Source organism: Tenacibaculum agarivorans (genome assembly GCF_001936575.1).
In the GTDB taxonomy this organism is placed as follows: Bacteria; Bacteroidota; Bacteroidia; order Flavobacteriales; family Flavobacteriaceae; genus Polaribacter; species Polaribacter agarivorans.
This window is the reverse complement of sequence record NZ_MSMP01000001.1, coordinates 177,219-202,782: the sequence shown is the minus strand read 5'-3', so window position 1 is coordinate 202,782 and position 25,564 is coordinate 177,219. Positions and strand designations below refer to the sequence as shown.

Here is a 25,564-nt window from a genome sequence, read left to right as displayed (position 1 = left end):
TCTAATCATGGCTCTGAAAAACTATAACCCAACAAAAACTAATAGTTGGTATAAATTATCTGAACATTTTAATGCATCTCAAAACATAGTTCTAAAAGAATTATTTCAAAATGAAGAAAATAGAAAAGGAAAATTTTCTATTGTTTTAGATGATCTTGAGGTTGACTATTCTAAAAATAAAATCACACAAGAAACTATAGATTTATTAGTAGAATTAGCTAATGAGGTTGAGTTAAAAGATGCCATAGAAAAATATTTTACAGGTGAAATTATCAATGCTACTGAAGGTAGAGCTGTTTTACACACTGCTTTAAGAAGCACTAATGAAGATGCAATTTTAGTAGATGGTAAAGATATTAAGCCGAAAATCCAAACTACACTTAGAAAAATAAGAGCATTCAGTAATAAAGTAATCTCTGGTAAGTGGAAAGGGTATACCGGTAAATCGATTACAGATGTTGTTAATATAGGTATTGGAGGTTCAGATTTAGGACCAGATATGGTGGTTGAATCACTTAAATTCTATAAAAATAAACTAAACACACACTTTGTATCTAATGTAGATGGTGATCACGTTTCTGAAGTGTTAAGAAATTTAAATCCAGAAACAACACTTTTCGTTATTGTTTCAAAAACATTTACTACGCAAGAAACAATAAGTAATGCTAATACAATTAAAAACTGGTTTTTAAAATCAGCATCAATTTTTGATGTAGCCAAACACTTTGTAGCTGTATCTACCAATTTAGATGCTGTATATGATTTCGGAATAGATAAAAATAACGTATTCCCTATGTGGAATTGGGTTGGAGGTCGTTTTTCATTGTGGTCTGCAGTAGGATTGTCAATTAGTTTAGCGGTTGGTTTCGATCATTTCAGAGGACTGTTAGATGGTGCTGAAGAAATGGATAATCACTTTAGAACCGCTAATTTTGAAGAAAATATTCCAGTAGTACTAGCTTTATTAAGTGTTTGGTATAATAATTTCTATGGAGCAGAAACTGAAGCAATACTTCCTTATACTCAATATTTATCTAAATTACCATCATATTTACAACAAGCCGTAATGGAAAGTAATGGTAAGGGAGTAGATAGAAATGGAGAAGAAGTAAGCTACCAAACAGGAACTATAGTTTGGGGTAGTACAGGTACTAATATGCAACATGCTTTCATGCAATTAGTACATCAAGGAACAAAATTAATTCCTGCAGATTTCATTGGTTTTAAAACGTCATTACATGGTTTGGAAGATCATCATGAAAAGTTGATGGCGAACTATAAAGCTCAAATGGACGCTCTAGCATTTGGTAAAACTAAAGAAGAAGTACATTTAGAATTAAAAACATCTGGAGATCTAGATAAAATTAATTCATTACTACCATACAAAGTTTTTCAAGGAAATAGACCAAGTAATGCAATACTATTTGAAAAGTTAACTCCTAAAGCCTTAGGGAAGTTAATAGCATTGTACGAGCATAAGATTTTTGTACAAGGAATTATTTGGAATATATATTCTTATGATCAGTTTGGCGTTGAACTAGGTAAAGAATTAGCTAAAAAAATCTTAAAAAAGTAGTCGTTTTTCGTTGTTCTAGGACAGTTGTTTTAAAAAGAAGTTAAAAAAGTTAACATTTAGTTAATATTGAAATTCTTAAAAAGATAGAATTTTGCTACGTTTTAATAACAATTATAAAAAGGACAATGAACAATTTTAAAAACGCTTTAATTGTAGCGCTACTATTTGTAGTAACTACAGTTTTAGGTCAAGGGGTTACTTCTTCTTCTGTATCGGGTAAAATTACCGATAATAATGGAGAGCCATTACCAGGTGCTAATGTACTTTTAGTACATACACCTTCAGGAACTAAATATGGAGCATCTACTGATTTTGATGGATTCTTCAGAATTTCAAACATGAGAGTTGGTGGACCATATAAGGTTAATATCTCTTTTGTAGGATTTCAAACAGTAGAAACTGATGGTATTTTCTTATCATTAGGACAAACTAAGAAAATCAATTTATCGTTGAGTGAAGAATCTAATCAGTTAGAAGAGGTTGTAATCAACGCACAAAGAGATGGTTTAATTGACGGTAACAAAACTGGATCAGAAACTACGATTGGTAAAAGAGAGATAGCTACTCTTGCTTCAGCTTCTCGTTCTATAGCTGACTTTGTAAGGTTAACACCTCAAGCTCAAATCTCTGAAGATGATGATGGTTTCTCAATTTCTATTGGTGGTCAAAATAACAGATATAACTCTATCTATATTGATGGTGCTGTTAATAATGACGTATTTGGTTTAGCAGATTCAGGAACTAATGGAGGTCAAACAGGAGTTAGCCCATTTTCTATTGATGCAATTGAGCAGTTTCAAGTTAATATTGCACCATTTGATGTAAAGCAAGCTGGTTTTACAGGAGGAGCAATTAACGCAATTACTAGATCTGGTACAAATAACTTTGAAGGATCTGCATATTTCTTCACAAGAAATGAAAACTTAGCAGGTAAAACTCCAGTAGATTTAGTTGGTGCTAATGGTAGACAAAAATTAGGAGAGTTTACTGCGAATACTTATGGTGTAAGAATAGGAGGACCAATTATTGAAGATAAGTTATTCTTCTTCGTAAACTACGAAAAGCAAGATGAAGAGCAACCACAACCTTTCGCTATCGAAAACTATAGTGGAGATGCTACTGCAGCTGATATTGCTAGATTAAGCGATCACGTATTCAATACTTATGGATATGACATAGGGAATTTTGAAAACGCATTAAGAACATTAGAGAGTGATAAACTTACTGCTAAAATTGACTGGAACATTGATGACAAGAATAAACTTTTATTAAAGCATACTTTTGTAAGAGCAGAAAATCTTGAAACTAGAGGTTCAGATAATAATGAATTAGGTTTTTCTAACGGTTCAGAATTTTTCAACAGTAATACAAATTCTAGTTCATTAGAATGGAGTTACCAAGGAAATAAAATAGCAAACAATTTATTATTAGGATATACTAGAGTTAGAGATGATAGAGATCCTAACGGAAATCCATTCCCTAGTGTAACTATTAATGATGGTACTGGAGGAAGTTCTTTCTCAGGACTTAGATTCGGTGCTGAGCGTTTTTCTACAGCTAACTTATTAAATACTGATGTATTTACGATAACAAATAACTTCGAAATTTACTACGGAGCTCATACATTCACTATCGGTACGCATAATGAATTTACAGATGTTAAAAACTTATTCTTTGCATCTAACTACGGTTTATATGTTTATGACACTATAGACGATTTCATTAATAATACGAACTTACAAGACTTCGAAAGATCATATTCTTTAGTTTCTAATAGTTTTGGAGATGATTCTTCTGGAGCTGCAGAGTTTGGTACTAAACAATTTGGTTTTTATTTACAGGATGCTGTAGACTTTACAGAAAATCTTAAAATTACAGCTGGTTTACGTTTTGATGTTCCAGTATGGGAAGACGGTACGGTAAATGATGATTTTAACACAAGAACAATTCCTTTATTACAAGCTGCTGGTAAAGACTTAAAAGGAGCTAGAGTTGGTCAAGGGGTAAATACTAGATTATACATTTCTCCAAGGTTAGGATTTAATTGGGATGTAAACGGAAACGCTAAAACTCAAGTTAGAGGAGGTATGGGTATCTTTGTTTCTAGATTACCATTAGTTTGGCCTGGAGCAACATACAATAATAATGGGGTTACTGCTGCAGAAAGAGATGATGCTACAGGTTTAACTTTCAATCCAAATGTTGGAACTCAACCAGTAGGTGTAGCTCCTGGATCAGGATTTACAGGTGGTGCTATTGATTTGTTTACTCCAGATTTCCAATTACCACAAGTAATTAAATATAATATTGCTGTAGATCGAAAGTTACCAAAAGGTTTCTCTGTTTCTGCTGACTTTGTATACAATGATAACTTATCTGCTATTTTCTATGAAAACTTAAACATCGGAAATGCATTAGGTAATTTGGCAGGAGCTGATAACAGACCATTCTATAGTAGATCTAGAATAGATGGTACATATACTAGTGTTATATTGGCATCTAATACTAATGTAGGTAGCTCATGGAATACTTCATTCACTGCTAGAAATACATTTAAGAGTGAGTTAATAGATGTATACTCTACAGCTACTTACTCATTTGGAGAATCTTCGAGTATTTTTGATGGTACTTCTTCAAGAAATATTTCTCAATGGAGAGGTATAGTTACTGTTAATGGTAAAAACGGAAACCCACAATTAGGAAGATCTGGTTTTGCTCAAGGACATAGAGTATTAGCTAACGTTAGTGCAGATTTTAAATGGAACGAAAACTTTAAAACTACTGTAGGTTTATTTTATAACGGTAATCAAGGTAATCCATTCTCTTATGTATATGGAGGAGATGGTATATTAGGTGATGATTCAAGAGATAATGCATTAGTATATATTCCATCTGATGCTTCAGAAATTAACTTAGTAGATTTTGTAGATAATGGAACAACTGTTACTGCTGCTGATCAATGGACTGCTTTAAATACTTTTATTGAAAATGATGAGTATTTAAGAAGTAGAAGAGGACAATATGTTGAAAGAAATGGAGATAGAGCTAGATGGAGTCATGTTGTTGATTTAAAGTTATTACAAGATTTTAAACTTAAAGCATTTGGTAAAACTCACACATTACAGTTGAGTGCAGATATTTTTAATTTTACTAACTTGTTAAATAAAGAATGGGGTAAAACATTCTTTGCTAGCGACTTTAGACTTATAGATGTTGCTAATGGTTCAGGTACTGCAAATCCTGAATTTAACTTCGACCCTGGTACAAGAGTAATTGACCAAGTAGATGATAGAGGAATCCAATCTTCTAGATGGCAAGCTCAAATTGGTCTTAGATATATCTTTGATTAATTTTAAAGAATCATAAAAATTAAAACCACCTCAATCGAGGTGGTTTTTTTGTGCGTAAAAATCAGTACTTTTGCATCATATTTAAACAACCAACGTTATGATAAAAACAGTTCATTCCTATTGGGCTTACATTGTATTAGCAATCTTAGTTTTTACGGTTATCAATGCCATTATTGGATTAGTACAAAAAAAAGAGTTTACTCATAAAGATTTTAGATTAGGGTTATTCACACTAATCACTACACATATACAATTTTTAATAGGTGTTATTCTTTATATTTCTGAAGGTAGATATAATAACTTTGGAGAAACTATGAAAATTCCAGAGGCAAGATTACTATCGTTAGAACACCCAATAATGATGATTTTAGCTATTGTTTTAATAACAATGGGATGGTCTAAACATAAGAAACAAGTAAAAAGCGAATCAAAATTTAAGAAATTTGCCATTTTCTATGGACTAGGATTGGTCTTAGTGCTATCCAGAATTCCATGGTCTAATTGGTTTTAAAAATTGAATTCCCGCAGTAGCGGGAATCTTACTTTTAGAAGCGTATGAAAATTATAAGTTATATACTTTCTTCAATTTATGGAGTAACGTTTTTTCTGATTTTATTGGTCTTTCATCCTATTCAATGGGTTTGTTTTAATGTATTCGGTTATAAAGCACATAAAGCATCTGTAGACCTTTTGAATTGGTGTTTAGTAAAGAATTTATTAGTGTTAGGTATTCCAGTTCGATTTAAAAATGAACATGAGATTCCTGAAAATACCACTATAATCTTTGCGTCTAACCATCAAAGTATGTTTGATATTCCACCGTTAATCTGGTATTTAAGAAAACATCATCCAAAATTTGTTTCAAAAATAGAACTAGGTAAAGGAATTCCTAGTATTTCATATAATTTAAGACATGGAGGAGCAGCTTTAATAGATAGAAAAGATAGAGCACAAGCTTTAGGAGAATTGAAAAACTTTGCGAAAAGAATACATAGTAATGCTTGGTCAGCAGTAATTTTTCCTGAAGGAACGAGAAGTAGAAATGGAGCACCCAAGAAGTTTTCTACAGGTGGATTAAAAACTATAATTAAGTTTAATCCTGAAGCATATATAGTACCTGTATCTATAAATAATTCTTGGAAGATTTTTAAGTATGGAAAATTTCCTTTAGGAGTATTTAGTCCATTAACACTAGAAGTACATAAACCTATTCATTTGAAAGATCAGAATATAGATGAAGTTCTTACAAATGTAGAAGCACAAATAAAAAGTAAAATTAATGTCAATACATAATATTAGAAAGGAAGTGATGAAGACCTTGGAGACTAAAATCCATGGTTTTGTAGAAGATTTTTTAATCCCCGTAGAAAAAATTTGGCAACCTACAGATTTTTTACCAAACTCTCAAAGTGATAATTTTATAGAGGAGGTAAAAGAAATTAGAGAAATATCTAAAGAGTTAGACGATGATTTTTGGGTAGTTTTAGTCGGAGATACGATAACTGAAGAAGCTTTACCTACTTATGAGTCTTGGTTGTTAGATTTAGATGGAGTTACTCAAGATCCAGATAATGGTTGGGCTAAATGGGTGAGAGCTTGGACAGCTGAAGAAAATAGACACGGAGATGTTTTAAACAAGTATTTATATCTTTCAGGAAGAGTAAATATGAGAGAAGTGGAAATATCTACACAGTATCTAATTGCAGATGGTTTTGATATAGGTACGTCTACTGATCCGTATAAGAATTTCGTGTATACAAGTTTTCAAGAATTAGCAACGTATATTTCACATAATAACGTAGCAAAAATAGCTCGTAAAAAAGGACATAAGCTATTAGCTAGAATGTCTAAGATTATTGCAGGAGATGAAATGCGTCATCACAAAGCATACACTGAGTTTGTGAAGGAAATTTTCAAAATAGATCCTAGTGAAATGATGTTGGCTTTTGAAAAAATGATGAGACATAAAATAGTAATGCCGGCAATGCATTTACGAGAGTCGTTTAATGCAAAGGGAAGTTTATTTGATGACTTTTCTACAGTAGCTCAACGTATAGGTGTATATACAGGATTTGACTATGTAGATATTTTAAAGAAGTTGAATGAGACTTGGGAGATAGATAAAATAACAGGATTAACTGCAGAAGCAGAAAAAGCTAGAGATTATTTAATGAAGCTTCCAGAAAGAATGTATAGAATTACAGAACGTATTGTGATTCCTGATACAGATTTTAAATTTAAATGGATGATTCCAGCATAAAACAAAAAACCGAGTTTTAAACTCGGTTTTTTTGGTCATCATCCCATGCTAAGGGCAGTTAGTGTAAAACACTTTCTGTTTTCTTTATAAGTTTAACAGTTGTTCTTGTTTTATAAAACGAACTTTTACACACCCCACATTTGTACAATTTCATATGTGGCATTACTATTTTTTGAAAGATAGACCTTCTTTTTCTCCTTAGTAATTTAGAACTACAAACAGGACACTCCATACTCCCCACTTTTAATTAATTTACCATCTATAATTCAACATATTTAAAGTTAGAATTATATATAATTTGGTTTTTTTGATAAACTCAAATTTACATACAGCATAAGTGAAAAGAATCACCCGTTTTGGGTGATTTTAAGAATTATTAAATAGTGATGCTGATTTTAATATCTTGACCAATAGCTAGTTTTGCTTTTTTTCGTATTTCTGCTTTAACAGGTAGTAGATATGTGTCTAACTTTGTATCGAACCAAATAGAAGTTTCCCAAGCGAAACCATTAATCTTAGCAGTTGTTTTCATTCTTCCCCATCCTTCTTCTAACCATTGATGATGAGTTCTTATTTCTTTTGATATATCTTTAGGAAGAGAAACAAAGTGCCACCCACCAGATGAGCTGTGTTTCCATAATATACTAGAGAATTCATATGTAATTTTTCCATTCATAGACCCTTTTATTTTATAATTGAAAAGAAATACCTGACTCTATTCCAGAACTATTATGTCCACTATTTGGGAAAGCAAAATCTAAATTAGAATTATGTCTGAGGGTAATTCTAAAATCAAATGTTATTCGATTTTGCTGTAAAGCAAAACCTAAACCTACAACATCTGAAAAAGCAAATCCTTTTTTTAATCGCTCTGTATCTGCACCTGAAACCATCGGGCCTACACTAGCTAATAGATATGAGCTAAAATTATTTGTAATGTTGTAGCGTAGAAGAATTCCAATATTGAGTGCATATTCTAAAAATTTTCTCCTTTGAGTATAAAGTCGCCTAAGAGCTAAATAATTATCTGTTTCAGAGCGAATAAATTGTTCATTCAATAATTGATAATTCACAAAATAGACACTAGGTTCCAATAAAAGTTCAAAATTGAAATTCTGTTTTTGGGTGAGTTTGTAATTGACTTGTAGTTTTAGAAATTGATTATTGTACAAATAGTCAGAATCATTAAGAGGAAAAAGATTTTGAGAAGCTTGTCCATAGTTTAAACCTAAAGAGTATCTATTTTTGGCTTCTTGAGCGTATAAACTATTATAATTTAAAAAACATAAACAAAAGTAAAAGAGATACCTTTTCATTAATTAATTTCAGGTTTTAATTTAGTAACAATAAAATATCCTAGTAATAAACCTACTATTGAAAATAACACATCATTTAGATCAAAAACATTATTCCCTCCTAAGTTATGAATTTTAAATTCTTGAGTAATTGTATAGACAGAAGCTATAACTAAGGCCGTCAAATACATCAATTTTTTATTGATATTAGATCTTTTCGTTACCAATAATCCTATACCTGTCAATAGTAAAACACCTAAAATACCTTCAAAAAAGTTAGGTAAGGATAATACTAAAATCTTTAAAAATTCAATTGAGGTATGTTGTAAAACAATTGGTCGTAAAAGCTTGAAAAGAACAAATAAGACTATAATAATAAATTGAATACGGGTTAGTTTGAATATATCCTGCATTTTATATTATGAATTCATATTCATTATTCTAAATTCATCTCGATCATTAAGAAATCCTAATTTTTTTCGAATAGTGTTTTGATTATCTTTATGTAATACCACTGAGATAGTTTCTTCTTGTTCATTGTGTTCTGTAGATAAACAATTCCCAAGACTGTCATAGACAGCAGAATGTCCTACATATTCATAATCGTTACCATCCATACCCACTCTATTTACACCAATAGTATAACTCATGTTTTCTATGGCTCTAGCCTTTAATAAAGCATCCCATGCGTTAATCCTTTTTTTAGGCCAACTTGCTATATAAAGCAACAGATCATAATCTTCTGTATTTCTTGCCCAAACAGGAAAACGTAAATCATAACAAATTAAAGGACAAATTTTCCAACCTTTATACTCCACAATTATTTTTTCAGCACCAGAAGTATAAGTTTCATGTTCTTTAGCTAATGTGAACGTGTGTCGTTTATCATAATAACTAATTTCACTATTGGGCAATACAAAAAGTAATCGATTATAAAAGGTGTTATTTTCTTCAATAATAATGCTCCCTACTATAGCAGCGTCTTTTTGAGCAGCCATGTGTAGCATCCATTGTATAGTTTCACCAACCATATCTTCTGCTAAAGATTTTGCATTCATGGAGAATCCAGTAGTGAACATTTCAGGAAGTACTATAAGATCAACAGTATTATCAATTACATTTATTTTAGAGGTAAAGTGTTCCAAATTAGCTTTTGGATTTTCCCAAACTAAGTTAGATTGAAGTAGTGAAACATGCATTGTGTCCATATGGTTTAGTAATCGTTTTTTAGCATTTCATGTATTCTTTTTTCAGCTTCTTTCTTTGTAATGCCATTATAATAATCTTTAATAAAGGGATCATCAAAATCTTTGTGAGGAAAAATTTCAGGCCTTTCATTACCAGTTTTAGTTACAACAGTTGTAGGAATATTCTTCGTAAATGTATAATCAGGTAAATAATTAGATAACCAGCCAAAATATTGATTTTCATGGTTCGTGTTTTTGAAATTAGTTTTATAATCTTTAAAACTTTTCTCACTTAGAGAAACCCATAATCCATATTCTAATATATCATCATAATCTACAATTTTTTGCTTCAATACCACCCTAATAAATCGATCTGTTTGATCTTCATAATTAATAATACAGAAATCATCATTTATTTTAGCAATATTGTTTTTTTCTTCTTCAGTTAACTGAAAATAACTTGATGGAGAAGCATAAGCTAAAGCAGGCCATTCGTTATGTATTTCACCACATACAGAACATCTAAATTCTTTATTTTTCTTTTTTTTCCAGAACATATCTTCTTGGTAAGATGTCTATCAAAAATAACATAATTATTGTACTTTCGAGTTATGCAAACGTTTATTCAGGAAACCATTCAAGATATTTTAAAAACAAATACTACATTTAATAATGTAACCTTTGTTTTACCTTCTAATCGTGCAGGAGTATTTGTAAAACAAGCACTAAAAAATGAAGGTGTTGTAGGGTTTTTACCTGAAATTTTAACTATTGAAGGATTTACTGAACAAGTATCCTCAATTAGAAAAATAGATAGTATACAGCTATTATTTTATTTTTATAAGACATACAAAAGTCAAGAATCTAATCCTGATACTTTTGATGTTTTTTCTTCTTGGGCATTAACAGTATTACAAGATTTTAATGAAATAGATCAGCACTTGGTCAATGCAGAAGAAGTCTTTATATACATAAGAGATGTACAACGGTTAAAAAAATGGTCTGTTAAGGGGACATTTCAAGAAACAGAATTGATGAAAGATCATTTTGCGTTTACAGAAAGATTGAATGAATACTATACGGCTTTTTATAAGTTTTTACTAGATAATAAAATTGGATACCAAGGTTGTTTATATAGAGAAGCAACAAAAAGGCTAGAAGATTTTTTAAAAAACACAAAAGACAGAAAATTCTTTTTTATTGGTTTTAATGCGCTGAATAAAGCTGAAGAATATATCTTAAAAACAATGCTCTCCGAAGGGAATACGGAGGTGTATTGGGACATAGATGAAGCATTTTTATACTCAAATCATCAAGCAGGGAATTTTATTAGAAAATACAAAACCAGTTGGAATTATTATAAAAATAATGAAATAAAAACCATTGGAAATTGGTTTTCTCAACCCAAAAACATCAGAGTTATTGGAGCCGCTAAAAATGTTTCGCAACAAAAATATGCAGGAGAATTACTAACTCAATTTCCAAATTATAACAATACAGCTTTAGTATTAGCGGACGAATCGTTATTGCCTATCACATTAAATTCGTTACCAGAAAATGTTTCATCAATAAACATTACTATGGGGTATCCTTTAAAAGATATTCCTTCTACGAGTTTGTTTTTATCCATTTTTCAACTTTTTATTAGTCAAGAAAAATTACAAAAAAAAGAGGCAAAAGTATTTTATTACAAAGAAGTAATAAAGCTGATTAAAGCACCTTTATTATACCGATTACTATTAAAGGATAATAATTCAATTTCTGATGAAATTGTAACTACTATTTTTAAAGAAAATAGAACATTTGTAGACAAATCCTATATAGCCTCTTTTCTACAAGAAATTTCCGAAAACAAAAAAGATTTACTATTATCTTTAGTAACAGAGTTTAAGACTATAGATGATTTTTTAGTAAGAATTTTGAATTTAATTGAAGCTGTTAAAAATGATGTAGAGGGCCTAGAAAAAGAATTTTTATTCAGGTATTACACTGTCTTTAATCAGTTACAAAATTTACAAATAGAGTTCGGGTATTTTTCAGATATAAAAACACTGTATCAGTTTTTTAAACAATTAATCAATTCTGAAAACCTATCTTTTCAAGGAGAACCGTTACAAGGGTTACAATTAATGGGAATGTTAGAGACCCGTTTGTTAGATTTTAAAAATATCATTGTAACTTCAGTTAACGAAGGTGTTTTTCCAGCAAATAATAAGCAAATTTCATTCATTCCTTTTGATGCTAAAGTAGCTTACGGACTCCCTACATATCGAGAAAAAGATGCTATTTTTTCTTATCATTTTTTCAGGTTAATACAAAGAGCAGAAAATGTGTTTTTACTTTATAATACAGAAAGCGATACTTTTGGAGGAGGAGAAAAAAGTAGATTTATTACACAATTAGAATTGCTTAAAGAAAACATTCAGCACACCATAGTAAGTCCCAAGATTTCAGCAAACACTACGGAAAAAAAGGAGATAAAAAAGAATGACGCTATTGCAGAAACATTGAAAGAATTAGCAGGAAAAGGAATTTCTCCATCAGCGTTAACCAATTATTTATACAATCCTATAGCTTTCTATCAACAAAAGGTGTTGAAAATTCGTGAGTTTGACGATTTAGAAGAAGAAGTAGCGTTTAATACGTTAGGAACTGTAGTGCATGAAACATTACGAGAACTTTACGAGCCGATGAGGGGCAATTATTTATCGAAATCTGATGTTGAAGAAATGAAAGGAAAAGTAAACCAATTATCACATAAATATTTTTCTGAGTATTTTAAAAATGGAGATGTTTCTACGGGTAAAAATCGACTTATTTTTGAAGTTGCAGTTCGGTTTGTGACTAATTTTTTAAATCAAGAAATAGAATTACTTGCTGATGAAAATAATGAGTTAAAAATTTTAGAACTAGAAAAAAACTACGAAGCTTTTGTAACTGTTGAAGGAATAGACTTTCCTATTAAAATTCATGGACAAGTGGATAGGGTAGATCAATTGAATGGAGTTACTAGAATCATTGATTATAAGACAGGATTGGTTAATGAAACGGATTTAAAAATTGGAGGAGCAGACCATATCATGGACTTTAAATATAGCAAAGCAATACAGGTATTATTATATGCATATATGTTCAGTGAAAGTGAAGTTGTAAGCACTCCATTAGAGGCAGGAATCATTTCATTTAAAAGATTGAAATCTGGATTTATGAAATTGAATTTTTCAGAAAAATATAGAGGAAAAGATCATCTAGTAACACCAGAACGAATAACAGATTTTATAGCCCAAATAAAGGAGTTGTTGTTAGAAATTTATAACCCTGAAATTGCTTTTATAGAACCTAGTGAGTTGCCTTTTTAATTTTTAAGGATACTATTTTCCAAACTTGTTTTCCCGATTTATATTCACAAATTTCTTTAAAACCAACAGCTTCATGAGCTTGTAAAGATCTAGTGTTTGTACTATCAATTTCTGTAATAATACTTTTAAATTTATTAGAAAAAGTAGTCGCCATTGTAGTATATAACCCTCTAAAAATCCCTTTACCTCGGTAAGCTTTATCAACACAAACCTGTCCCATTACTATAAAATTAGGATCTATTTGGAGTTTATCCAATTCATTAAACATAGGAATTAACACAGGAATTTCACGTTTAAATGTAGTAGACATAGATAATGCATAAGCCACCACTTTATTCTTATCTTTTGCAATAATATGAGGATGAAAATCATGCATTTTAGAAAGTATGTCCAGATCATGTTCTACAGTAACAAAACCTTGAGTTTTCTTTTCTTCTTCAGAAAGTTGTTTGGGTAAGTTACGTTGCTGTAACTGTAATATTTGTTCTAATTCTAACTGGGTAGAAGTTTTAGTAAAAATAATCATTGGAGAGTTAATTGATTTGGCTAAATTTTTTGTAATAAAAGTAAGAAAAATGAGAATTAAATTAACCAGTTAATATATTTTTCTATTATAATGAATACTAAAAAAAACCTCTGGTAAAACAGAGGTTTTTTTTAGTATTGTAAGTCTATATTACTATTAGTTCCTTAAAACAGGACAACAATTTAAATATTCACTTGTACAAACTTCACCTTGGTATGGTGAACATTGGCTATACACATTCCTTAAGAAATACGTATTTCTACCAGGAGCAAGAGTTTGTGAAATAGGTCTACTGTATGCAGAATTAGAAGCATTTGAATTTTCAGTAACCAAGAAATAATTAATGATAGTACTGCTTGTTAATGTTAAACGAGAAGAATAAGAGGCATCTGTATAAACATCTGCGTATACATCTTCACTTAATTCATACTCGCCATCAGGTTCAGTATAATAGAAATCGGTAATCTGTCTAAACTTATAAGCATGCGGATATAAATACCTAAGAGCTACTAAATCAAAATTAGTAAAACCATAGAAACCAGTATCAATACTAGACCACATAATAGATTTAGTATCACTTTCATCAGAAGGCGTATCAGGTATGTGAATTGGTTCATCAGGTGAAATACCTAATAAATCTGGAACAAATCCATAACTCCCCTCACCATTACTTCTCCAGTTAGTATGTTTTAGACCAATAGAATGCCCTATTTCATGTAAGAACAATTCAACTTTTGTTCTTGTTACATCAACAGTTTCTGTAATATCAGAATTTATATTAATAAACATTTGCCTACCTGGTCTACCACCAGTTGGTAGTTGAGCATTAGCTCTTATTATTAATTGTTCATCATCCCTTCCTCCTAAATCTTTAGGGTCAACTTCTATTGATGCAGAAGATCTAGATTCTACATATTCTAGAAATAATCCACAATCAGTAATATTATTATACCTTCTAATTGCATTTTGCAAAGAACCTAAGTAGAAGTTTCTTAATGAAGGGTGTAGGTAAATTTTAATTCTTAAATTAAAAAGAGAAACCAAGCCTTCACTTCTGTACTGTTTAGCTGTAATAGACTTATTAGGAACAGTATTTATTTCATCTTGATATTGATAATCTTCAATATTTTTTGAAAATAAAAGATCTTTAACATGAAAGAAATTTTCACTTTCAAGTATATCCTCATATTTTGTTCCGTGTGCTATTAATTTTTGTACTACAGGGTTGCTCCTGTCACTTGCGGTTAATGCTGAATCATTATTATCAGATTGAACTATTGTGTTATCTTTATTACAAGAAAAGAAAGTGATTAAAGTAATAGCAAATAATAAGAAGATTTTTTTGGTTTTTTTCATAATAATTTCGGTTTAATATTTGTGATAAATCTAGTTAATGTAATTGTTTCTAAGGTTATCAAAAAATGAAGGAAATTGCTGTCTTTTTAATATAAACTTAACAAGTTTTGTCTTTTTTAGTGAAGAATTAAAGTTATATAGTTTTTGGCAAACGTTTTCGTTATAAATTTAGAGAAATAAGCTTTTTTAATCATGTTTTTTCTAATTTAGAATAATTATTTTTGTTGAAATCAACAAAAGAGCAAACTTCTAAAACATAGAATAATGAAAACAATCAACGATTTTAATTTTGAAGATAAAAAAGCGTTAATCCGCGTAGATTTTAATGTGCCATTAAATGATGAGTTTAAAGTAACTGATGATACTAGAATTCAATCTGCTAAATCTACCATAATTAAAATTTTAGAAGATGGTGGAAGCTGTGTATTAATGTCGCACCTAGGTCGTCCAAAAGGAGTTGATGAAAAGTTTTCATTACAACATATTGTAGATAAAGTAAGTGAAGTAATTGGTGTGCAAGTAAAATTTGTAAACGATTGCGTAGGAGCATCTGTTGAAGAAGCTGTAGCAAACCTAAAGAACGGAGAAATCTTATTATTAGAAAATTTACGTTTTCACGGAGAAGAAAAAGCGGGAGATAAAGCTTTTGCAGAACAATTATCTAAGTTAGGAGATATATATGTGAATGATGCTTTTGGAACTGCACACAGAGCGCATGCTTCAACAGCTGTTGTTGCACAATTTTTCCCAGAGAAAAAATGTTTTGGACATTTATTAGCTAAAGAAATTGAAAGTATAGATAAGGTATTAAACAATTCTGAAAAGCCTGTATTAGCTGTACTTGGTGGAGCAAAAGTTTCTTCTAAAATTACAGTCATAGAAAATATTTTAGATAAAGTAGATCATCTTATTATTGGAGGAGGTATGACGTTTACTTTTATAAAGGCACAAGGTGGTAAAGTAGGAGACTCTATTTGTGAAGACGATAAAATGGATTTAGCACTTGAAATTTTAGAAAAAGCAAAGGCTAAAAATGTACAAATACATATTCCTGTAGATGTTGTAGCAGCAAATGCTTTTGATAACAATGCTGAAACACAAATCGCTGATGTGATGGCAATCCCTGACAATTGGCAAGGTTTAGACGCAGGACCAAAATCATTAGCAAACTTTGAAGAAGTAGTAAATCAATGTAAAACCATATTATGGAATGGTCCTCTAGGTGTTTTTGAGATGGAGAGCTTTGCTAAAGGAACAATTGCCTTAGGAAACTATATTGATAATGCAACTAAAAACGGAGCATTTTCTTTAGTAGGCGGAGGAGATTCTGTTGCTGCAGTTAAACAATTCGGATTTGCAGATAAAGTAAGTTATGTATCTACTGGTGGAGGAGCTATGTTAGAAAGCTTAGAAGGAAAGGTTCTACCAGGAATTGATGCAATTTTAAATTAATATATCAATTTTATAATTTAGTAATGTATTAATGGAACAATGTATCTTGAGTTGGTTAATTGATATATTATTACATTAGTATATTAAACAATTGAAATACATGAAATACACAACATTACCCAATACTGATGTAAAAGTTTCTAAAATTTGTTTAGGAACTATGACTTGGGGAAATCAGAATACAGAAGCAGAAGGTTTTGAACAAATGGATTATGCCTTAGATCAAGGTGTAAACTTTTTTGATACTGCTGAACTGTATTCAGTACCTGCCACTCCAGAAACTTATGGATCTACAGAAAAAATTATCGGAAACTGGTTTAAAAAAACAGGAAACAGAGATAAAGTAGTATTAGCTTCTAAAGTTGCGGGAGGTGGTGACTATACAGCTCATATTAGATCTGGAGGATTAACAGGAGAAAATATTAAAAAAGCCGTAGAAGGAAGTTTACAACGTTTACAAACAGATTATATTGATTTATACCAACTGCATTGGCCAAATAGAGGTGTAAACTGCTTTGGAGTTAGAGATTATCCATATAAAACTTCTGCGAAAGAAGCGGAAAATCATATTGAGATTTTAGAAACCTTAGCGGATTTAATCAAGGAAGGAAAAATAAAGCATGTAGGTTTATCTAATGAAACTCCTTGGGGAACTATGAAATATTTACAAGCTGCTGAAGATAATGGATTGCCTAGAATGGTAACTATTCAAAACTCATATTCGTTAATTCACCGTGGTTATGAATATGGAATGTCTGAAGTATCTTTACGTGAAGATATTGGTTTACTTGCCTATTCTCCTTTAGCACAAGGTGTACTTTCTGGAAAGTATTTAAATGGAGGAAAACCGGAAGGAGCAAGAGGAACTTTATTTCCAAGATTCATTGCTAGATATATGGGAGATGGATCTCAAAATGCAGTAAAAGCGTATTTAGCTATAGCAGAAAAACATGGATTAACACTGTCTGAATTAGCATTAGCGTATATTAATCAATTGCCATTTGTAACCAGTAATATTATTGGCGCTACTAGAATGGATCAATTAAAAGAAAATATTGGTTCTATTCATGTAGAATTATCGGATACGATTTTAAATGAAATAGAGGGAGTACATGCTGCGATGCCAAATCCAGCGCCTTAACTAAAAATATCTCTATTTACATAATATAAAAAACCCCAAAGCTAAGACTTCGGGGTTTTTGCTTTGGTTGTGTAGTTTAATTAACTCTCTTCTTCCCCTACTGCTTCAGTTTGAGTCGTTACTGATCCTGTTGTTGCGTTCCCATACACAGGAGTTTCATTTCGTAAAATGTCAATAACCCTAGCAAAATTTTCAGCAGTCATATATGGTGTTTCTTCTCTTTTTCCTTGAAAGGTAGTGAAGTAAAATTTCCCTAAATCAATTTTTGGATCCCATAAAGCCTGATAGCTTTTTAATTTGGTCCAGCCCGTAGTCCCTTGTGCAAAATGTGGCATAGTTTTAAGTTTTGGTTAATTACAAGGTAAAATTACTATAGTTTAAAAAAGAAATAACAGGCTATAAGCCTGTTATTTATATCGTGTTTAACCTAAGATTTAAAAAGTGTTTTTCTCTTAAAATATGGTATACCCTAATATAATATTACCAGCTGAATAACTAGTATTCCAAGAAACAGCATTAATAATATCTCTTTTGATATATTCAAGTTCAATACTGAACTTTTTATATCTGAATCCAAAACCAAATGCAAAACCACTAGTAGGGTTAATTTCTAATTCATTTAAAATATCGCCATTTTCTCTAGAAAAAGTGATAGGATCACTACTTGAAAAATCTGCAACATAAGCTATGTTAGCAAATATTTTAGAGTTTTTGTTTAAAAAGAAATAGTGACGTACACCTACAGGAACTTCAATAGAACTGTAGTCTACTTTAGTTTTGACCAATAAATCACCTACCATTAGAATATCATCTCTTAATGCTTCTACCTCACCAGAAAAAGATTGATATGTTGGTTTTATAAATAAGCCCCATTTATCGTTATTGAAAGGCAAAATATACTCTAATTCAGCACCAATACGAAATCCAATTTTACTTCCAAAATCTGATGTGCCAAAAACTGAAACAGGATTTTTAAGCTCTAGTGAAGTATTGCTCACTCCACCTTTGAGGTATAGGTGAAATTGGTTTTTCTTTTTTTTGTTGTTTACAACAAGTGATGTATTAGGATTTTTGCAAGTATTATATTTAACAAAATAATTTACTAAGCTTTGTTTAGAATAGTCTAATCTTTTTACACTATTTGTATTTAAATCATTACAGTTTAAATCCTTTAATAATTGTTGTTTAAATCGTTCATTTTTGGCAATCTTTTCATTTTGATAATATCCGTTTTTGAAAGCCGAGAACTTATATCGTTTGTAAATAAGTTGTTTCACATTAGTGTCGTTTACATCATAAAAAAAGCGCTGTAAACCAGGTTTATAATATGAGAATAAATTTGCTTCTCCCTGAACTAGGTGATTTAGGAATAAGATCTCCTTTTGGAAAGAAGGAGTACGGTTAGTACTAAGGTTTTCAACTCCATCACTTGATTTATCAATATCAACCTCTTTTTTTACGTATTTAAATTTTGTTGGAATAGAAAACTCTTGTACTGTTTCAATATTCCCGGTTTTTATTTGATCACTATTAAGTAATTGATAGGTGAATTTTGTAGGGTTGTATCGCCAATCTTCATTTTTGATTAAACAATCTATTTTCTCTCCAGATTTTGTGATAAAATAACCTTTTTGAAAAGTTGTTTGTGCATACAGTTTGAAAACGGCAATAAAAATCACCGAAAAGAATATTTTCTTTTTCATAATTAAATTTTTTTATTAAAACTGGCGGCAAATATATAATTTTCTATTAGAATGCTAATAATCTTAGTTCATATTATTAGTACTTAATTAACTATGTTAATTATAGCGGTATATATATTGTAATGAAATAAAATTGTATCGAAAAGCATTAAAATTGCTCTCGATACAATCTAAATAAGTATTGGATCACCTAAGGTGGTATTTCAAGTATGTAAAGATTGTAAAATTTAGATAGGAATTATTAATACCCAACTTTAGTACGTACTCTTTGTAAAACATCTTGAGCAACTTTTCTAGCTTTTTCTGCACCAATAGCTAAAGCTTCATCAATCTCATTTTTGTTTTCCATATAATGATTGTATTTAGCTCTAATATCTGCAAACTTATCTATAATCAACTCATATAGTGCTTGTTTAGCATGGCCGTATCCGTAATTACCACCTTCATAGTTTGCTCTCATTTCTGCAATCTGTTCTTCAGTAGCTAATAATTTATATAACGCGAAAACATTATCAGTATCTGGATCTTTAGGGTCTTCTAAAGGTGTACTATCTGTTTGAATTTTCATAACCTGTTTACGTAATTTTTTATCTGGTAAAAAGATATTAATTACATTGTCACGAGACTTACTCATCTTCTCTCCATCAACACCAGGAACTAACTGCGTGTGTTCTTGAATTTTAGCTTGAGGCGGAACTAATGTTTCACCTACAACATTATTTAACCTGTTTGCAACATCACGAGTCATCTCTAAATGTTGTAACTGATCCTTACCTACTGGAACAATCTCTGCATCATATAGTAAAATATCAGCAGCCATTAGCATGGGATAGGTGAATAATCCTGCATTAACATCTTCTAAGCGGTCAGCTTTATCTTTAAAACTATGTGCTAAGGTTAAACGTTGGTATGGGAAATAACAATTTAAATACCAAGTTAATTCCGTAACCTCTGGAATGTCACTCTGACGATAAAAAACAGTTTTATTAATGTCAATACCACAAGCTAACCATGTAGCCGCAGTACTGTAGGTGTTTTCACGTAGTAAGTTTCCATCTTTAATTTGAGTTAAAGAATGCATATCAGCAATAAATAAAAACGATTCATTTTCAGGCTGATTTGCCATTTCTATAGCAGGTAAAATAGCACCTAATAAATTTCCTAAATGTGGAGTTCCTGTACTCTGTACACCAGTTAAAATCCTTGACATTATTTGATTGTTTGTTTAAATTATTTCGATATATAATTATAGAGAAATAATATAGTATTTAAAGGAAACAAAAGTACTATTTAAATCTATCAAACAAAAGAAATTACTACATTAGCAAATATGAAGTACATAAAAATTCCCTTTCTTTTATTGTGGCGTGCATGGTTTTATGTACTCATGTTTTTGGGTATTGTACTCATGTCTCCAGTGCTTATTATTTTATCCTCTAGTGAAAAACTCTATCCGTATTTTTGGAAAGTAGTTCGGATTTTTTCGTATTTGTTGGTGTACGGAATGGGTTTTAGACTCAATATTGAAAGAGAACAAGAAATTAATAGCAATAAGAGTTACGTTTTTTGTGCAAATCACACATCCTTTTTTGATATTTGGTTGATGATTATCATGAGTAAAAATCCAATTGTTTTTGTAGGGAAAAAAGAATTGGTTAAAATTCCAGTATTCGGCTTCTTTTACAAAAGAGTAGTCATTATGGTTGATAGAGGCAATGCAAGTAGTAGAAGAAAAGTATATGGTCTAGCAAAAAAACGATTGAAAAACGGAACTAGTGTAGCTATTTATCCAGAAGGATTAGTGCCTGAAGAAGATATTGTTTTAGCGCCTTTTAAAAATGGAGCTTTTAGCTTGGCTATTGAGCATCAAATTCCAATTGTTCCTCAGGTTTATTTTGATTGTAAGAGATCTTTTTCTTGGGATATTTTTAAAGGAGGACCAACTACTTTACGAGCTAAGCAATATAATTTTATACCTACAGCTAAACTAAAGCTTGAAGATAGATTTGAGTTAAAAAAACAAGTTTTTGATTTGATGTATAATGAGTTGACGAATGATGAGCGTTACATGAAAGATACTAACAAGGTAAAAAATGAAAAACAAAGAATTATTGAATGAATATAGTAAAGAAGAAGAGCATTTGAATGTTCTTACGCATGGCTTTGGTCTTATGGCAAGTTTAGTTGCCTTACCAATTTTGATTCAAAAAGCTTTTTGTTATATCGAATTTTGGTATCGATTAAGTTTTATTGTATACGGATTCAGCTTAATTATTTTATATGCAGCTTCTACTTTTTATCATAAAGAAACAGACCCTGTGAAAAGAAAACGATTAAAAGTTTTTGATCATGCAGCAATCTTTGTGTTAATTGCTGGAAGTTATACCCCGTTTTGTCTAGTAGCTTTAGATTCACAACTAGGATGGAATATATTTTTTACGGTTTGGACTTTTGCGTTTGTAGGTATCCTATTCAAATTATTCTTCACAGGTAAATTAAAACATGTGTCTACAGTAATGTACGTAGCCATGGGATGGTTAGTAGTATTTTTTATCCAGTCGTTAATAGAAAGTTTATCGAAAGAGGGAGTAGAGTACTTAATTGCTGGTGGAATATTTTATACTATAGGAGCAATACTATATTCTATTAAAAAAATACCTTATAATCACGCAATTTTTCACGTTTTTGTGCTTTTAGGAAGTATTTGTCACTTTTGGGCAATTTATAATCTGTGATACTATTTTTTTACAAGAAACTTCTACGTAGACTATACAACTACCATTTATTGAATGGGTATTTACTTAGATTAGAATTATAATATTTAGCCTGACCAGTAACTTCTTCACCGAGCCAATCAGGTTTGGTGAAAATTTCATCTTCAGAAGAGAGTTCTATTTCAGCAACAATTAATCCTAAATTGTCATCTAAAAACTCATCAACTTCATAAGTATGACGATCTATAGTTACTAAGTACCTGTATTTTTCAATATTTCCTTTTTCACATAATTTGAATAAATCCAAAGCTTCTTGTTTTGTTATTTCCTTTTCCCATTCAAAACGAGTAGTACCAGAAATATTAGAAGCTCCTTTAATAGTTAAAAACCCTTGTTCATCTTTTAAGCGAACTCGGACTACACGTTCTTTATCAGAATTTAAAAACCCTTGTTTTATATATACTTTCTTTTCAGATTGTTCTTTGAAAAGATCATTTTTTACTAAGAATTTACGTTCAATTTCTACGCTCATACTACTGAATTCAAATTTGTACGAATGTATCGCTTTTGTCGTTATTATTAGATATCTTTGAAACGATTATGAAGAAAATTATAACTTTTTTAATTCTATTATCTTATAGTGTTTCACAGGCGCAAATCGATTTCAGTGATAATTGGGAAGATTTTTTTTCTTACAACAATGTAAAAGATTTTGTAATTACTAATGACGTAATTTTTGCGTTAGCAGATAATGCTGTTTTTTCATATAATACAACTACTCAAGAGTTGAATAAACTATCTTCTGTTAATGGACTTTCTGGTGAAACAACTTCAGCAATTCATTACAATGAAGAATTTAATAGAATTGTAATTGGTTATGATAATGGATTGATAGAGGTTGTGGATAATGATGGTTCTGTAACTGTTTCTCCTGATATAGTTAATTTCAATCAATCAGGTTTAAAAAGAATCAATGCCATTTTTGAATACGAACAAAAGTTATTCATAGCAACTTCATTTGCAATTATTATTTATGATATTGAAAAGTTAGAATTTGGAGATACCTATTTTATAGGTCCAGGATCTTCTTCAATTAACATCAACCAAATCACTGTAGCAAATAATGAAATTTTTGCGGCTACTGATATCGGAATCTTAGTAGCAGATGTAGATAATGCAAACTTAATAGACGCAAGTAATTGGGAACAAAGATTTACAGGGAGTTATCAAAATATTACATCATTTAGTGGAGGAATTTATGCAGTATCAGGTCAAAATATAGTTCGTTTAGATGGGGCAACATCACAAAACGTATTGTCATTTGCGGAAAATATAGTTGATATGACTGTTGCTGAAACAAGTTTAGTAGTGACGTTGTCAAAATCAACGTTAGTCTATGATACATCTTTAATTCAAACAGGATCAAATATAACAAGTACTACATTTGATTTTAGCTTAAATACGAGTGTAGTTAATAATGGAAATATGTTTTTAGGAACATCAGAGTTTGGAATCTTAACAGCTCCGATTACTTCACAGTCGTATGTTGAAATTCATCCAGAAGGACCATTATCTAATCAGGTTTTTTCAATAGACGTTCATAATAATAATTTATGGGTAGTGTATGGAGGATACGATGCTACATTTACACCATCTCAAATTAGACAGGGATTTTCACATTTTAATGGAAACACATGGCTAAATACGCCATTTAATCCGACTAATCCATTTGGAGATCTAGTAAATGTTACCATAGACAAGAATAGTGATAATAGAGTTTTTATCAGTTCATTTGGAGATACTGGAGAACTTACAACAAGATTGACAGGAGGTTTATACGAAGTGGTAGATGATAACATAAGTCAATTTTATAACCATTTAAATAGTCCATTAGAAGATATTGAACCTACAGACCCTAATCGTGTTACTGTTCGTATAGCTGGAACCGCATTTGATAGAGAAGGAAATCTTTGGGTGACAAATTTAATTGCAAATTCTAGATTAAAAAAGTTAACCCCAGAAGGGAGTTGGGTGGGATATAATATCAACGAATTATATCTAGAAAACAGACCAGGTATGGGTGAAGTAGTAGTAGATAATGCAAATACAGTTTGGATTGCTACACGTAGTAATGGATTATTTGCGTATAATGAAAATGGAAATAGAAAAGCTGCATTAACAGAAGAGCCTACTAGAGGAAGTTTACCAAATAGAAACACAAGAACCATAGCGGTAGATAAGAATAATAGATTATGGATTGGTACCTTAACAGGAATGGTTGTTTTCAATAATCCGACGTCTATTTTTAACTCAACAACTTTCGATGCAGAACCAGTTATTATCTTGGATGAAGGAATTCCAAAACGATTATTGGGAGACCAAACGATAAATTCTATCAAGGTAGATGGGGCTAATAACAAATGGTTTGGTACTGAAAGTGCAGGTGTGTTATACACAAATGCAGATGGTCAAAATACTTTAGCTAGTTTTACTAAAGACAACTCACCGCTACCATCGAATAAAATTTTAAAAATAGCTGTTGATGAATCTTCAGGAAAAGTGTTTTTCGCAACTGATAAAGGTATTGTAGCGTATAACAGTAATGTTGCTCCTTTTGGTAACGAACTAGGAGTAGTATACGCATATCCGAATCCTGTATTAAAAAATCACGATACGGTTACCATTAATGGAAGAAATGGAACAAATTTACCTAAAGGAACAAATGTGAAAATAGTAGATGCTTCTGGAAATTTGGTATACGAAACTAATGTAGTTGAAGGCCAAGAAATTCAAGGAGGAAAAGTAGTGTGGAATAAAAGGAATTTAGCTGGACAGAAAGTAGCAACAGGAGTATACATAGTACTTTTAGCTACAGACGATGGAAGTGAGTCTTCTTCCACTAAAATTGCCATTGTAAATTAATGGCAGCCATTACTACAAAAGCTATTGTTTTTAGCGCTATAAAATACGGAGATACAAGTTTAATTGTAAAATGTTTTACGTTAGAAGAAGGTGTAAAAACATATATGATTAAAGGAGTGTTAAAGGCTAAAAAAGGAAAGTTAAAAGCGGCATATTTTCAGCCGTTAACCCAATTACTACTTACAGCAAATCATAATAATAAAGGTACGTTAAATTCAATCAGAGAAGCTCAAGTTTCATATTTATATGAAACTATTCATACTTCAGTGATTAAGCAAACTATAGTACTTTTTATTGCGGAAATTTTGTCAAGTATTATTCAAGAAGAAGAAAAAAATGAGAGTTTGTTTAACTATATAGAAACATCTTTAATCTGGTTAGATACACACAATTCTATTGCAAACTTTCATTTATTATTTTTATTAAACTTATCACGTTATTTAGGATTTTACCCCGACACATCAAACCAACATGGTACAGCTTTTAATTTATTAGAAGGTAACTTCACGCTATCTACTCATGAAAAATCAACGGTAATAGGAGAAAATTTTCTTCTGTTTAAAAGGTTGTTAGGCACAAATTTTGATGCAATACATACAATTTCTTTCAATAAGACAGAAAGACAGATAGTACTGAAGATAATAATCCAATATTTTGAATTACATTTGGAGGGCTTTAAAAAACCAAAATCTTTAGACGTTTTAGAAACAGTGTTTAGCTAAC

The 25,564-nt window shown here is 30.8% G+C and carries 23 protein-coding genes; 12 read left to right on the top strand and 11 right to left on the bottom strand.

What is annotated here, in order from left to right; all coding sequences use genetic code 11:
- Nucleotides 1–7 precede the first annotated feature (7 nt).
- The 5 genes from pgi to BVC87_RS00875 all read left to right on the top strand — a co-directional run bounded on the left by pgi (nucleotide 8) and on the right by BVC87_RS00875 (nucleotide 7,186).
- Nucleotides 8–1,576: a glucose-6-phosphate isomerase gene (pgi, locus tag BVC87_RS00895; protein ID WP_075340452.1), complete on the top strand. Its 1,569-nt coding sequence runs from the start codon at nucleotides 8–10 to the stop codon at nucleotides 1,574–1,576.
- A 125-nt stretch (nucleotides 1,577–1,701) separates the two neighbouring features.
- Nucleotides 1,702–4,926: a TonB-dependent receptor gene (locus tag BVC87_RS00890; RefSeq protein WP_075340451.1), complete on the top strand. Its 3,225-nt coding sequence runs from the start codon at nucleotides 1,702–1,704 to the stop codon at nucleotides 4,924–4,926.
- Nucleotides 4,927–5,023: 97 nt separating this feature from the next.
- A complete protein-coding gene (locus BVC87_RS00885) occupies nucleotides 5,024–5,437 on the top strand; it encodes a hypothetical protein (RefSeq protein WP_075340450.1) in 414 nt (137 codons plus the stop codon).
- A 44-nt stretch (nucleotides 5,438–5,481) separates the two neighbouring features.
- Nucleotides 5,482–6,219 (top strand): lysophospholipid acyltransferase family protein, encoded by a 738-nt coding sequence (locus BVC87_RS00880; protein WP_075340449.1) that lies wholly within the window; start codon nucleotides 5,482–5,484, stop codon nucleotides 6,217–6,219.
- Complete coding sequence (locus BVC87_RS00875; protein WP_075340448.1) at nucleotides 6,206–7,186, top strand: acyl-ACP desaturase; 981 nt, start codon at nucleotides 6,206–6,208, stop codon at nucleotides 7,184–7,186. Before BVC87_RS00880 ends, BVC87_RS00875 begins: the two co-directional genes overlap by 14 nt.
- A 376-nt stretch (nucleotides 7,187–7,562) precedes the next feature.
- Here BVC87_RS00875 and BVC87_RS00870 read toward each other — a convergent pair whose 3' ends face one another.
- The 5 genes from BVC87_RS00870 to BVC87_RS00850 are packed head-to-tail and all read right to left on the bottom strand — an operon-like array spanning nucleotide 7,563 to nucleotide 10,225.
- Nucleotides 7,563–7,862: a DUF1905 domain-containing protein gene (locus BVC87_RS00870; protein WP_200799145.1), complete on the bottom strand. Its 300-nt coding sequence runs from the start codon at nucleotides 7,860–7,862 to the stop codon at nucleotides 7,563–7,565.
- A gap of 13 nt (nucleotides 7,863–7,875) precedes the next feature.
- The gene (locus BVC87_RS00865) at nucleotides 7,876–8,502 is read right to left on the bottom strand and encodes an acyloxyacyl hydrolase (protein ID WP_075340447.1); all 627 of its coding nucleotides are present in this window, start codon (nucleotides 8,500–8,502) and stop codon (nucleotides 7,876–7,878) included.
- Entirely contained in the window at nucleotides 8,502–8,894 is a 393-nt protein-coding gene (locus BVC87_RS00860) for a hypothetical protein (RefSeq protein ID WP_075340446.1), read from the bottom strand. Before BVC87_RS00860 ends, BVC87_RS00865 begins: the two co-directional genes overlap by 1 nt.
- 6 nt (nucleotides 8,895–8,900) lie before the next feature.
- Entirely contained in the window at nucleotides 8,901–9,689 is a 789-nt protein-coding gene (locus tag BVC87_RS00855) for an amidohydrolase (protein ID WP_075340445.1), read from the bottom strand.
- A 5-nt stretch (nucleotides 9,690–9,694) separates the two neighbouring features.
- Entirely contained in the window at nucleotides 9,695–10,225 is a 531-nt protein-coding gene (locus tag BVC87_RS00850; RefSeq protein WP_075340444.1) for a DUF2199 domain-containing protein, read from the bottom strand.
- A gap of 54 nt (nucleotides 10,226–10,279) precedes the next feature.
- Here BVC87_RS00850 and BVC87_RS00845 point away from each other — a divergent pair, with 54 nt between their 5' ends.
- The gene (locus BVC87_RS00845) at nucleotides 10,280–13,027 is read left to right on the top strand and encodes a PD-(D/E)XK nuclease family protein (protein ID WP_075340443.1); all 2,748 of its coding nucleotides are present in this window, start codon (nucleotides 10,280–10,282) and stop codon (nucleotides 13,025–13,027) included.
- On the opposite strand, the gene BVC87_RS00840 is transcribed toward BVC87_RS00845, so the two are convergent.
- The gene (locus BVC87_RS00840; protein WP_075340442.1) at nucleotides 13,008–13,553 is read right to left on the bottom strand and encodes a GNAT family N-acetyltransferase; all 546 of its coding nucleotides are present in this window, start codon (nucleotides 13,551–13,553) and stop codon (nucleotides 13,008–13,010) included. The two genes, BVC87_RS00845 and BVC87_RS00840, sit on opposite strands and share 20 nt — an antisense overlap.
- Nucleotides 13,554–13,709: 156 nt before the next feature.
- Complete coding sequence (locus tag BVC87_RS00835; protein WP_075340441.1) at nucleotides 13,710–14,909, bottom strand: M57 family metalloprotease; 1,200 nt, start codon at nucleotides 14,907–14,909, stop codon at nucleotides 13,710–13,712.
- A gap of 264 nt (nucleotides 14,910–15,173) precedes the next feature.
- On the opposite strand from BVC87_RS00835, the gene BVC87_RS00830 reads away from it, so the two are divergent.
- Together BVC87_RS00830 and BVC87_RS00825 are read left to right on the top strand one after the other, a co-directional pair.
- Nucleotides 15,174–16,361 (top strand): phosphoglycerate kinase, encoded by a 1,188-nt coding sequence (locus BVC87_RS00830; protein WP_075340440.1) that lies wholly within the window; start codon nucleotides 15,174–15,176, stop codon nucleotides 16,359–16,361.
- Nucleotides 16,362–16,461: 100 nt separating this feature from the next.
- Nucleotides 16,462–17,502 carry an NADP(H)-dependent aldo-keto reductase gene (locus BVC87_RS00825; protein ID WP_075340439.1) on the top strand — a complete coding sequence of 347 codons (1,041 nt, stop codon included), beginning with the start codon at nucleotides 16,462–16,464 and terminating at the stop codon, nucleotides 17,500–17,502.
- An 80-nt stretch (nucleotides 17,503–17,582) separates the two neighbouring features.
- Here the strand turns inward: BVC87_RS00825 and BVC87_RS00820 are convergent, their stop codons facing one another.
- The 3 genes from BVC87_RS00820 to trpS form a co-directional block, all read right to left on the bottom strand.
- The gene (locus BVC87_RS00820; protein WP_075340438.1) at nucleotides 17,583–17,837 is read right to left on the bottom strand and encodes a hypothetical protein; all 255 of its coding nucleotides are present in this window, start codon (nucleotides 17,835–17,837) and stop codon (nucleotides 17,583–17,585) included.
- A 117-nt stretch (nucleotides 17,838–17,954) separates the two neighbouring features.
- Nucleotides 17,955–19,205: an outer membrane beta-barrel protein gene (locus tag BVC87_RS00815; RefSeq protein WP_075340437.1), complete on the bottom strand. Its 1,251-nt coding sequence runs from the start codon at nucleotides 19,203–19,205 to the stop codon at nucleotides 17,955–17,957.
- A gap of 241 nt (nucleotides 19,206–19,446) precedes the next feature.
- On the bottom strand, nucleotides 19,447–20,415 hold the full coding sequence (trpS, locus tag BVC87_RS00810; protein ID WP_075340436.1) for a tryptophan--tRNA ligase: 969 nt from the start codon (nucleotides 20,413–20,415) through the stop codon (nucleotides 19,447–19,449).
- A gap of 120 nt (nucleotides 20,416–20,535) precedes the next feature.
- On the opposite strand from trpS, the gene BVC87_RS00805 reads away from it, so the two are divergent.
- Both BVC87_RS00805 and trhA read left to right on the top strand, forming a co-directional pair.
- Entirely contained in the window at nucleotides 20,536–21,324 is a 789-nt protein-coding gene (locus tag BVC87_RS00805; protein ID WP_075340435.1) for a lysophospholipid acyltransferase family protein, read from the top strand.
- Nucleotides 21,299–21,940 (top strand): PAQR family membrane homeostasis protein TrhA, encoded by a 642-nt coding sequence (trhA, locus tag BVC87_RS00800; RefSeq protein WP_075340434.1) that lies wholly within the window; start codon nucleotides 21,299–21,301, stop codon nucleotides 21,938–21,940. Before BVC87_RS00805 ends, trhA begins: the two co-directional genes overlap by 26 nt.
- A gap of 40 nt (nucleotides 21,941–21,980) precedes the next feature.
- Here the strand turns inward: trhA and BVC87_RS00795 are convergent, their stop codons facing one another.
- Nucleotides 21,981–22,451, bottom strand: coding sequence for a CYTH domain-containing protein (locus tag BVC87_RS00795; RefSeq protein WP_075340433.1), 471 nt, complete (start codon nucleotides 22,449–22,451; stop codon nucleotides 21,981–21,983).
- A gap of 68 nt (nucleotides 22,452–22,519) precedes the next feature.
- Between BVC87_RS00795 and porZ the strand changes: the two genes are divergently transcribed.
- Together porZ and recO are read left to right on the top strand one after the other, a co-directional pair.
- Entirely contained in the window at nucleotides 22,520–24,841 is a 2,322-nt protein-coding gene (gene porZ / locus BVC87_RS00790; protein ID WP_075340432.1) for a type IX secretion system anionic LPS delivery protein PorZ, read from the top strand.
- Nucleotides 24,841–25,563, top strand: coding sequence for a DNA repair protein RecO (gene recO / locus BVC87_RS00785; protein ID WP_075340431.1), 723 nt, complete (start codon nucleotides 24,841–24,843; stop codon nucleotides 25,561–25,563). The genes porZ and recO overlap by 1 nt, the downstream gene beginning before the upstream one ends.
- The last annotated feature ends 1 nt before the right edge of the window (nucleotide 25,564 follow it).